The 10,579-nt window shown below is 56.4% G+C and carries 10 protein-coding genes; 6 read left to right on the top strand and 4 right to left on the bottom strand.

Annotated elements, in window-relative coordinates; genetic code table 11:
- On the top strand, positions 1 to 580 hold a 580-nt coding region (locus AQS70_RS04315; protein ID WP_162233871.1), incomplete at its 5' end, for a sensor histidine kinase.
- Between the two features lie 46 nt (positions 581 to 626).
- On the opposite strand, the gene AQS70_RS04310 is transcribed toward AQS70_RS04315, so the two are convergent.
- Positions 627 to 1,187: an NAD(P)H nitroreductase gene (locus AQS70_RS04310; protein WP_055101687.1), complete on the bottom strand. Its 561-nt coding sequence runs from the start codon at positions 1,185 to 1,187 to the stop codon at positions 627 to 629.
- Between the two features lie 118 nt (positions 1,188 to 1,305).
- Here AQS70_RS04310 and AQS70_RS04305 point away from each other — a divergent pair, with 118 nt between their 5' ends.
- The 3 genes from AQS70_RS04305 to AQS70_RS04295 all read left to right on the top strand — a co-directional run bounded on the left by AQS70_RS04305 (position 1,306) and on the right by AQS70_RS04295 (position 4,585).
- Complete coding sequence (locus AQS70_RS04305; RefSeq protein ID WP_055101686.1) at positions 1,306 to 2,760, top strand: TrkH family potassium uptake protein; 1,455 nt, start codon at positions 1,306 to 1,308, stop codon at positions 2,758 to 2,760.
- A 98-nt stretch (positions 2,761 to 2,858) separates the two neighbouring features.
- On the top strand, positions 2,859 to 3,614 hold the full coding sequence (locus tag AQS70_RS04300) for a helix-turn-helix transcriptional regulator (RefSeq protein WP_055101685.1): 756 nt from the start codon (positions 2,859 to 2,861) through the stop codon (positions 3,612 to 3,614).
- 77 nt (positions 3,615 to 3,691) lie between these two features.
- The gene (locus AQS70_RS04295; protein ID WP_055101684.1) at positions 3,692 to 4,585 is read left to right on the top strand and encodes a DMT family transporter; all 894 of its coding nucleotides are present in this window, start codon (positions 3,692 to 3,694) and stop codon (positions 4,583 to 4,585) included.
- On the opposite strand, the gene AQS70_RS04290 is transcribed toward AQS70_RS04295, so the two are convergent.
- Positions 4,579 to 4,866, bottom strand: a complete 288-nt coding sequence (locus tag AQS70_RS04290) for an Rdx family protein (protein WP_055101689.1) — start codon at positions 4,864 to 4,866, stop codon at positions 4,579 to 4,581. The genes AQS70_RS04295 and AQS70_RS04290 overlap by 7 nt on opposite strands.
- Before the next feature lie 70 nt (positions 4,867 to 4,936).
- Between AQS70_RS04290 and AQS70_RS04285 the strand changes: the two genes are divergently transcribed.
- A complete protein-coding gene (locus tag AQS70_RS04285; RefSeq protein ID WP_055101683.1) occupies positions 4,937 to 7,120 on the top strand; it encodes a patatin-like phospholipase family protein in 2,184 nt (727 codons plus the stop codon).
- A gap of 104 nt (positions 7,121 to 7,224) precedes the next feature.
- Here AQS70_RS04285 and AQS70_RS04280 read toward each other — a convergent pair whose 3' ends face one another.
- Together AQS70_RS04280 and recQ are read right to left on the bottom strand one after the other, a co-directional pair.
- On the bottom strand, positions 7,225 to 7,659 hold the full coding sequence (locus tag AQS70_RS04280) for a MarR family transcriptional regulator (RefSeq protein WP_055101682.1): 435 nt from the start codon (positions 7,657 to 7,659) through the stop codon (positions 7,225 to 7,227).
- A gap of 116 nt (positions 7,660 to 7,775) precedes the next feature.
- Positions 7,776 to 9,905: a DNA helicase RecQ gene (gene recQ / locus AQS70_RS04275; RefSeq protein ID WP_055101681.1), complete on the bottom strand. Its 2,130-nt coding sequence runs from the start codon at positions 9,903 to 9,905 to the stop codon at positions 7,776 to 7,778.
- A gap of 271 nt (positions 9,906 to 10,176) precedes the next feature.
- On the opposite strand from recQ, the gene AQS70_RS04270 reads away from it, so the two are divergent.
- Positions 10,177 to 10,579 (top strand): UPF0149 family protein (locus AQS70_RS04270; RefSeq protein ID WP_055101688.1); only part of this gene is annotated, 403 nt, incomplete at its 3' end.

Raw genomic sequence — 10,579 nt, 5'->3', positions numbered from 1 at the left:
TGTGGCCGAACGCGCAAGGCCGGGAGAACGCGAAAAGCTCTGGCCCCGGCTGATTCGCGAGTGCGACCGTTTAGAGTCGTTAATCAGCGAAATTCTTGCGCTGGCCCGTGTGGATGCCGATCAGGCTAGCGCGGAACACATTGAGTTGAATCCTTTACTCAGCACGGTTCAAAAGGACGCCTCACTGACCTCCCTCGAACAACCGGTGCAGCTAAATGCCGAGCCGGACTTAAGCTTGACCGGTTGGCCAACGATGATTGAGCGAGCTGTGGACAACCTGCTGCGCAATGCTCAACGCTTTAACCCGCCGCAGCAGCCTATTGAGTTGAAGGCCCAGCGCACAGGCGATCACATCATCATCAGCGTGCGTGACCACGGCCCCGGAGTGGCTGAGGCGTATTTGGCTAACTTGGGCGAACCGTTCTTTCGCGCACCCGGCCAGACAGCAGCCGGGCATGGATTAGGGCTGGCGATTGCCCGACGCGCAGCAGAACGCCATGGCGGGCGGTTGTTGCTGGGCAATCACCCTGAGGGCGGGTTTATCGCCACGCTGGAATTGCCCATACAGCCTATTTCGTAGGGAAAGATCGCAGCCTGCGGCAGCTCCGCGAAGAGACGGGCGGGACTTAAGCTGACCACACTTGGACGAATTCAGCACTGTCTACGGCTGGCGCAGTGCGCAATTCGTTCTGCGGGGTGCCCAGATACAGGAACGCGACCACTTCTTCGCCCTCCCCCAGCCCCAGACCTTTGGCCACGTGCGCGTTGTACGATAATTCACCGGTGCGCCACACCGCACCAATGCCTTGGGCAAATGCGGCCAGCTCAATGGCGTGCGCCGCACAACCGGCGGTAATCAGTTGCTCAGACTTGGGCACCTTGAAGTGATCCTGCAAGCGAGCCACCACCACCACGATCAAAGGCGCACGCAAAGGCATCGCCCGAGCCTTGTCCAGTGCAGCCTGAGCCACCTCCGCGCCTTGCGCTTGCACAGCTTGGGCAAGCACTTCACCCAATTGATGACGCGCCTCACCTTCGACGGTCAAAAACCGGTAGGGGCGAAGTTGACCGTGGTCCGGCGCCCGCAATGCGGCCGCAAACAGGACTTCACGTTGCTCAGCCGTTGGCGCGGGTTCCAGCAAGCGCGGGGCAGATACACGGTTAAGCAAAGCGTCGAGAGCCTCCATTGGCCACCTCCAGAAGAAAATGTGCGGCTATTCTAACGGTATCCATCGAAAGTCTGGCGGTTTACATCGCTCAGACCACAGGTAGAATGGCGCCCCCCTCTAATCCCGAGCTGATTTCATGGCATTGCCGACTTTACGCATTATCGGTTTTGTAATTGGCATCTTCCTGATTACGCTCGCCGTCAGCATGTCTGTACCGATGCTGACGCTGGTCATTTATGACCGCATGAGTGATCTGCCGTCCTTTCTCTGGGCCAGCCTGATCACCTTCGTCGCCGGTCTGGCGCTGGTCATTCCCGGGCGCCCAGAGCAAGTACACCTACGACCGCGCGATATGTATTTGCTCACGGTGTCCAGTTGGGTCGTGGTGTGTATTTTTGCCGCGCTACCGTTTTTGCTGACACAGCACATCAGTTACACCGACTCGTTTTTTGAAAGCATGTCCGGGATTACCGCCACAGGCTCGACAGTGTTAAGCGGGCTGGACCACATGACCCCAGGGATTCTGATGTGGCGCTCGATGCTGCACTGGCTCGGTGGCATCGGTTTTATCGGCATGGCAGTCGCCATTCTGCCGTTGCTGCGCATCGGTGGCATGCGCTTGTTCCAAACCGAGTCGTCTGACCGTTCAGAAAAAGTGATGCCGCGCTCGCATATGGTGGCACGCTTGATTGTCGCGACGTATGTCAGCATCACTATCCTTGGCAGCTTGGCGTTCTGGTGGGCGGGCATGAGCGTGTTCGACGCCATCAACCATGCCATGTCGGCCATCTCCACCGGTGGTTTCTCGACCTCAGACCAATCGCTGGCCAAATGGACGCAACCAGCGGTGCACTGGGTTGCTATTGCAGTGATGATTATGGGTAGCTTGCCCTTCACCTTGTACGTCGCCACGTTACGCGGCCATCGCAGAGCATTGATCAAAGACCAACAGGTCCAGGGTTTGCTCGGGTTGTTGGTCGTGACTTGGCTGGTCCTTGGCACTTGGATGTGGTGGACCACCGACATGGTGTGGTGGGATGCCTTTCGGCATGTGGCGCTGAACGTCACGTCGGTGGTGACCACGACTGGCTTTGCACTGGGTGACTACAGCTTGTGGGGCAATTTCTCACTGATGCTGTTTTTCTATCTGGGTTTTATCGGCGGTTGCTCGGGTTCGACGGCGGGCGGGATCAAGATTTTTCGTTTCCAGGTCGCTTACATCCTGCTAAAGGCCAACCTTAATCAATTGATACACCCGCGCGCAGTGATCAAGCAAAAATACAACGGGCACCGCCTTGACGAAGATATTGTGCGCTCGATTTTGACCTTCTCGTTCTTCTTTGCCATCACTATCAGTGTGATTGCACTGGCGCTGTCGCTGCTCGGGTTGGACTGGATGACCGCGCTCACCGGCGCGGCCAGTACCGTGTCCGGCGTGGGGCCGGGGTTGGGTGAAATTATCGGCCCTGCTGGCAACTTCTCAACGTTGCCAGATGCTGCGAAGTGGATTTTATCCCTAGGCATGTTGCTCGGCCGGCTGGAGATCATTACCGTGTTCGTTTTGTGTATACCGGCCTTTTGGCGGCACTAAGCGCAATCAACACCACCCGGAGGAACGAGCTTGCCTGGCATCTTTTTAGATATTAAAGATCGCGCAACAAGCTCGCGCCTGCAGACGAGAGACTCACCATGAGCCAAATCCTGTCAGTGCGTCATTATCGCCAAGACGTGATTGCACATAGCCACGAGCATGCGCAGGTGGTGATCAGCTTGTCTGGCACGCTCGACTTCGAGGTCGATGGTCAAGGGTGTCTACTGCGTCAACAGCATCTGCTGGTGGTGCCGGTTGGTGCGCATCACACCTGTGGCAGCGAGCAAGGCAGTCAGTGTTTGGTGCTGGATGTACCGGGCCATGACTGGCTAGGTGAGTCGCTGGGCAGTCATGCCGACGCCAGCCGCCGTTTGCTCGACAACACTGGGCACTTGAGCCTCGATGCCAAACAGCATCAGTTGGTCACTTGGCTGGCTGCTAGCCCGGTGAGCGACCCCATAATTGCCCGCCAAGGGGCGATCTTGTTACTGGCGAGCCTGAACACTGACAGCGAGTCGGTGACCGCAAAACGTCTGCCTTTCGCCGCACTCAATGCCTACATTGATCAAAACCTCGCCTACCCACTTCAGGTCATGGATCTGGCGCGCATAGCGGGCTTATCCTGCGCTCGTTTGCATGCACGTTTCCTTAGTGAATGTGGGCAAACTCCCATGGATTACATTCGCCAACGACGCCTGAACAGTGCATTGGCACTCTTGCGTCACAGCGCCTTGCCCATTGGCGAAGTCGCCAACCGGGTCGGCTACGCTTCGCAGAGCGCGTTCAGTGCGGCAATACTGCGAGAGTTCGGTGCCTCGCCGTCGATACTGCGCCGCGAGTCTGGCGACAATTGAAGCGAGCTTGGCGACAGACAGTCTGCAGGCCCACGCTTTAGACTGAACGCCTTGCCTGTATCGACTTAAGGACTGCAATGACTCCCCGTACCGCCTTGGGCGCCCTGCATATTGGTGCGCTTATGTTCGGCCTGACCGGCGTGTTCGGCAAACTCGCCGCCGCCTCGGCTTCTATCATTGTGTTTGGCCGGGCTGGATTCGCAGTCGTGGCGCTGGCCTTCTTTGCCGCACTGGCCAAAGGAACTCGCTGGAAAAAACTAGCGCCACGTGATGTGCGCAACTTACTGGTCAGCGGCTTGCTGCTGGCCGGACACTGGGTAAGTTTTTTTGTTTCGGTAAAAATTGCCGGAGTGGCGATTGCAACGCTGGGCTTTGCTAGCTTTCCGGCGTTTACGGTAATCCTCGAAGGGCTGATTTTTCGCGAACGCATCCGTCTCAATGAAATCGTTCTGGTGCTGCTGGTGAGTATCGGGCTGATTTTAGTGACTCCAAGCTTTGACTTGGCCAGCCAAGCCACCGAAGGCCTGATCTGGGCCATTGCTTCGGGCTTGTTATTTTCTCTGCTATCTCTCAATAACCGGGCCAACAGCGGACGGGTCCCTGCGGTTCAAGCGGCCATGTGGCAAAACGCGGTAGTTGCCTTGTGCCTGCTGCCCTTCGCCGCACCGGGCTTGAGCGCGGTTCGAGCGCTGGACTGGTTGTGGATTGGCCTACTCGGAGTGTTGTGCACTGGCGTGGCCCACAGCCTGTTTGTCGCCAGCTTGGGGGTCATCAAAGCGCGCACCGCCGCCGTAGTCTTCGCCCTGGAACCGGTGTACGGCATCACCTTGGCGTGGTTGTTGTTCCACGAAACTCCGACATTGCGCATGCTGCTAGGCGGTCTGCTGATCATCATCGCAATCGTAGTGTCGAGCCGCATGGGCAGCAGCCCGACACCGAGCAAAGCCGTGCTGGATTCAGCCGCTCACTGACCGCGGTCGTTGTGCCCTAAGTCACGCTGCGGGTCGATCTGATCGCGGACTCGCTGCTTGAGCACCTTGGCCTCCGGAAAGCCGCCATCGGCTTTTCGCTCCCAGATCTGCACACCATCACAGGTAATCCGAAAAACACCGCCAGTACCGGGTTCTAACGCAACTTGGCCCAAATCGTCCGCAAACGTGCTGAGCAGCTCTTGGGCCAGCCACGCAGCGCGAAGCAACCACTGACATTGCGTGCAATAAGTTATGACAATTTGTGGCTTGCTGGCAGGCATGTTTCTCAAACTCGCATAGTGAAAGGCGCCGCTATAATAGCCGCCTTTGCCGCTTGCCCAGAGATTCATGATGCGTCGTCTGCTGATTTTGTTGCTCGTGTGTTTATCCCCATTAGGGCTGTTCGCTGCTGAGAAGCCACAGCCAAAAATCGGCCTGGTGTTATCCGGCGGCGCAGCCCGCGGCTTGGCACACGTCGGCGTGCTTAAAGCATTGGAAGAGCAAGGTATTCACATTGATGCCATCGCGGGCACCAGCATGGGCGCCGTGATTGGCGGGCTGTACGCCTCGGGCTACAAAATTGATGAGCTAGAAAAGCTCGCCATGAGCATTGACTGGCAAGACGCCTTATCCGATAGCCCCGCCCGAGAGGACATCCCGTTTCGGCGCAAACAGGACGACCGCGATTTTCTGGTCAGGCAACAACTCAGCTTTCGTGACGATGGCAGTCTGGGCTTGCCACTGGGGGTGATCCAAGGGCAGAACCTGTCACTGCTGCTCGAAAGCCTGCTGGCGCACAGCAGTGACGTTCGCGACTTCGACAAGCTACCGATCCCCTTCCGCGCGGTGGCGACAGACATCGTAAGTGGCGAGAAGGTAGTCTTCCGCAAAGGCCACTTACCTCAGGTGATCCGCGCCAGCATGTCGATTCCGGCCGTGTTTGCCCCAGTCGAAATCAACGGTCAGTTGCTGGTCGATGGCGGTATGGTCGATAACATTCCAGTGGACGTGGCCCGTGAGATGGGCGTGGACATCGTGATTGTGGTGGACATCGGCACCCCGTTACGCGGGCGTAAGCAGTTGAACACGGTTTTCGACATTCTTAATCAGTCGATCACCCTGATGACCCGCAGCAACTCTGAAGTCCAATTAGCTTCACTGAAGCCAGACGACGTGCTGATTCAACCCTCGCTCGCCAGCGTGGGCGTCACAGATTTTGGGCGTTCAGAAGAGATTATCAACGCGGGTTATCGCGCTACTCAGATCCTCGAAAAACGTCTGGCCAGCTTACGCCAGCCCACCAACGTAGAGCTGGCCATCGCCCGCTCACCCGAAGAGCGGAACCCGGTAATTACCGCGATAAAAATCGAAAACGACTCAAAAATCGACGACGCGGTGATCCGCTATTACATTCGCCAACCCGTCGGTGAACCGTTAGACCTGACGCGCCTGCAGCGGGACATGGGCACGCTCTACGGTCTGGATTATTTCGACCAAGTGCAGTACCGCGTAGTACACAAGGGCAAAGAGCGCACGCTGGTCATCAGCGCCCGCGCCAAGCGCAGCGGCACCGACTACCTGCGACTGGGGCTCAACCTGTCTGACGACATGCGCGGCGACAGTGCGTTTAACCTAGGCGCCAGCTATCGCGTCAACGGCATCAACCGCTTGGGCGCAGAGTGGCTAACTCGAGTGCAAATCGGTGACAAGCAAGAGTTGTACAGCGAGTTCTATCAGCCGCTGGATGTGGGCTCGCGCTACTTCGTGGCACCGTACCTCAACGTGGAATCACAAAACGTCGAATCCATTCTCGATAACGATCCAATTGCTGAATATCGCTTGGAGCGCTACGGATTCGGTTTGAATTTGGGGCGCCAAATCGGCAACAGTGGTGAGATCCGTCTAGGTATCGGGGAGGCATGGGGCAAGGCCGATGTGCGAATCGGAGACCGTGACTTGCCGAGCACTAGCTTCACTGAAGGTTTCTATGACGTGAAGTATTCCTTCGACTCACTGGACAACGTCTACTTTCCGCACACCGGTGAAGACATCAGCCTGAGCATGCGTCAGTTCGAACCGGCACTGGGTTCCGATGAGCGTTATCGCCAATGGGAATTCAACCTAGACAAAGCACTAAGTTCGGGGCCGAACACGTGGATTCTGGGTGGGCGTTATGGTCGCACCCTCGACCAAGCCAATATCGTCACTTCAAGCTTCTTGCTCGGTGGGGCGCGGCAGTTGTCAGGGTTCCGCCAAGATGCGATTTCAGGGCAAAACATCAGTTTAATGCGGGCCGTTTACTATCGACGCCTGACGCCACGCTCCTATATGCCGTTTGATTTCCCACTGTATGCAGGCGCGTCACTGGAACGTGGCCGAGCGTGGAACAATGACAACGAGTTCGACAGTGGCTATATCAACGCAGCGAGCATTTTTATCGGCTTTGATACACCGCTGGGCCCGCTGAATTTTAGCTACGGCTTCAACGACGACAATCAAAAGGCGTTGTACCTAAACTTAGGCCAGACGTTCTAGAACATTCAATACACCCCCGAGCTGCCGCAGGCTGCGAGCTTTTGATGTTAAAGATCAAAAGCTCGCAGCCTGCGGCAGCTCCTACGGGGGTAGTTTTTAGAGCGTCAGTTTTTTTCGAGATTTTCGAGGATGCGCTTGTGCACGCGCATGCAGATACGCTGCTCTTCTTCGTCAACGCCCACAAACAGCTCTTGGCGCAAGGCGGTGGCAATGGCCTCGATCTGTGCAATCAACGGCCGGGCCGAGTCACTCAACACAATTTTCTTAGCGCGACGATCTTCAAGCACCGCATGACGCTTCACCAAGCCTTGGGCTTCAAGGCTGTCGAGCAAGCGCGCCAGCGTCGGGCCTTCTACACCCACACTCTGTGCCAATTCGCGCTGGGTTGGGACATTCTCAAAGCGAGCCAAATGCAACAGCACCAGCCAACGGGCTTGCGAAAGACCGAGACCGGCAAGGCGTCGATCCAGCTCAGCCCGCCAGCCACGGGACATTTGCGCCAGTTGCATACCAAAACGGTGTTGATCGGTTAACGGCATAAAAAACTCAATGTTTAGACTGAAATAGAGTGAAACTAATTGTTAGTCAGCTAAGCATGGAGCTTGCTCATAGGCAAGACCTATAAGTCAATCAATTCGTTACATATCAATAATCTTTACAGCTCGAACTCGGATTGCAATGCGGCTCGCACGCAATACAACACCCCTTCTGGGACTCGACCTTTAAACTGTTCAGCGATGCTGGCAACACTGGGCAACTCGCCCTCACCGTCTAAAAACGCGTCCTGGACTTCTTCCATCAATGCTTCAGGCAAGTCCAGCGCTTGATCCAATGACAATTCATGACGGCCAATGGCTTCAGCCAACATCGTGTAAACGTTTTTTTCAGAGCACTTCAACTGGCCACAGATTTGCATTGGCGTCATACCCGCACGCGCCAAGCTGATCAGTTCGTGGCGAATGTCCGCGACCACTTTGGGGGTGTCTGCTTGCCCGCCCAGCACATCGAGGAACGCCTCGCCGTAACGCTCCAGTTTGCGCGCACCGATACCGCTGACTTTGGCCATGTCAGACAGAGAAGTCGGCTGACTACGCAGCATTTCGAGCAATGTCGAGTCTGGGAAGATGACGTAAGGCGGTACGCCGTGTTCTTCAGCCAACTTGCGCCGCAGGGCTCGCAAGGCTTCCCACTGCTCACGCTCGTCGCCGCGTACCAATTGGCTGGCTGGGCTGGCAGAACTGCTTTTGACCGAGGTTTGTGGTTTGAGCTCACGGCGCAGTTCCAAGGTGACCTCGCCGCGTAACAAGGGGCGGCAACTGTCGCTTAAACGCAATCCGCCGTAGCCTTCAATGTCAATATCTGCCAGACCACGGGCGACCAGCTGACGGAACAAGGTGCGCCACTCGCCCTCTGAGCGAGCTTTGCCGACACCAAAGACAGACAAATGCTGATGGCCCATGCTGCGGGTTTTTTCATTCTCGCGCCCCAGCAACACGTCGATCAGATGCCCAGTTCCGTAACGCTGGCCAGTGCGATAAATCGCTGACAATGCCTGGCGTGCAGGTTCTGTTGCGTCCCAAGTTTGCACGCCATCGACACAGTTATCGCAATGCCCACATGGCTGAGGCATGTCTTCGTCAAAATAGGCAAGCAAAGTCTGACGCCGGCAGCGGGTTTCTTCGCACAGAGCCAACATCGCGTCGAGCTTGTGATGTTCCAGACGCTTGTGGCGCTCGTCGCCTTCGGAGTTTTGCAGCATCTGTTTGAGCATCACCACGTCTTGCAGGCCGTAAGCCATCCACGCATCTGCTGGCAAACCGTCACGGCCTGCACGGCCGGTTTCTTGGTAATACGCCTCAAGGGATTTGGGCAGATCTAGGTGTGCCACAAAGCGCACGTTTGATTTATCAATACCCATGCCGAAGGCAATGGTTGCCACCATGATTAGCCCTTCTTCAATCAGGAAGCGCTTTTGGTTAGCCGCGCGCGTTTCGTTTGGCAGCCCGGCATGATAGGGCAAAGCCGGGAAGCCCTGATCGCAAAGGAACTGCGCCACTTCTTCAACTTTTTTGCGCGACAGGCAATACACAATGCCCGCATCGCTGCGGCGCTCCGAGAGAAACGCCAGCAACTGTTTGCGTGGCTGCTCTTTGGGCACGATGCGATAAAAAATATTGGGTCGGTCAAAGCTCGACAAAAACCGTTCGGCGTTCTGCAAGTGCAGACGGGTAACGATTTCTTCACGGGTTCGTTTATCGGCCGTGGCGGTCAGAGCGATGCGTGGCACATTCGGGAACATTTCGGCCAATTGGCCCAACTGCAAATATTCTGGACGGAAATCATGGCCCCACTGCGAAACACAATGCGCTTCGTCGATGGCAAACAGTGCGATGTCCAAGCTCTGCAAGAACGCCATCATGCGTGGCTGTACCAGACGCTCTGGCGCCAGATAGAGCATTTTGACTTCACCGCGCCGAATCCGAGAGGCGAGATCGCGCTGCTGATCGGCGCTCAATGTCGAGTTCAGAGCCGCAGCTGCAACGCCCAACTCTTCCAACGTAGCAACTTGATCGTCCATTAACGCGATCAACGGTGACACCACAACCGCCAGCCCATCACGCAAGAGGGCGGGCACTTGGAAGCACAAGGACTTGCCACCGCCGGTAGGCATCAGCACCAAAGCGTCGCCACCACTGGCTACGCGCTCAATGATGTCACCTTGACGGCCACGGAAACTGTCGTAGCCGAAGATGTCTTTGAGTACGCGTTGAGCCTGTTCGAGCATAGAAACTCCAGAAATCGCCGAAACACCCCTGCGCCAGCGTAATCCTGCACGGCCGCAAGCCTCTTTAAAGCTTGGGCGCAGAGCGCTTGACCCGCTGCATAGACCGCAGGGCATCACAAAACGCGGCAGTATACCCGAGCAGTTCTCTCAACAGGGCGATGTGATTGCGGCGCCGATCGCCGGGAAGTAATGGCAAATGCGCCTAACGGCTGGCTTGGGCGCTCAAGAAAGCCTAGAATTCAGCATTGTTTATTTTCTAGGTAGTTCACTAATGTCCTTCGCTGAGCAACTAACCCGCCTGCAAGTCTTCCTCGACGCTGACGAGCTGCATGACGAGGCGCTGGACTACGTAGCCACTCATGGCTATCTGACTGCCCTATCCATCTGCTCTGAGTCCGTTCCTGAGCGTGAATGGATTGACGCCATTTTCTCCGAAACCCCGAATTACAAAGACGACGCTCAATGCACCGAGATCGAAGACACCTTGATTAAGCTCAAGGATCACATCGCTCGCCAACTGGCCTCTGACGAAGAATTCGAGCTGCCTTGTGATCTGGATCTGGGCGACGAGCCAGACGACTCAGATCTGCGCGGTTGGTGTGTGGGCTTTATGGAAGGCGTCTTTATGCGTGAAGCCGCTTGGTTCGCAACCGCCGAAGAAGAAGTCAGCGAAA

Origin of the sequence: Pseudomonas endophytica (genome assembly GCF_001411475.1) — a bacterium.
GTDB lineage: Bacteria > Pseudomonadota > Gammaproteobacteria > Pseudomonadales > Pseudomonadaceae > Aquipseudomonas > Aquipseudomonas endophytica.
Note: the sequence above shows the minus strand (reverse complement) of the source record. Positions and strands in the feature narration are given on the sequence as shown.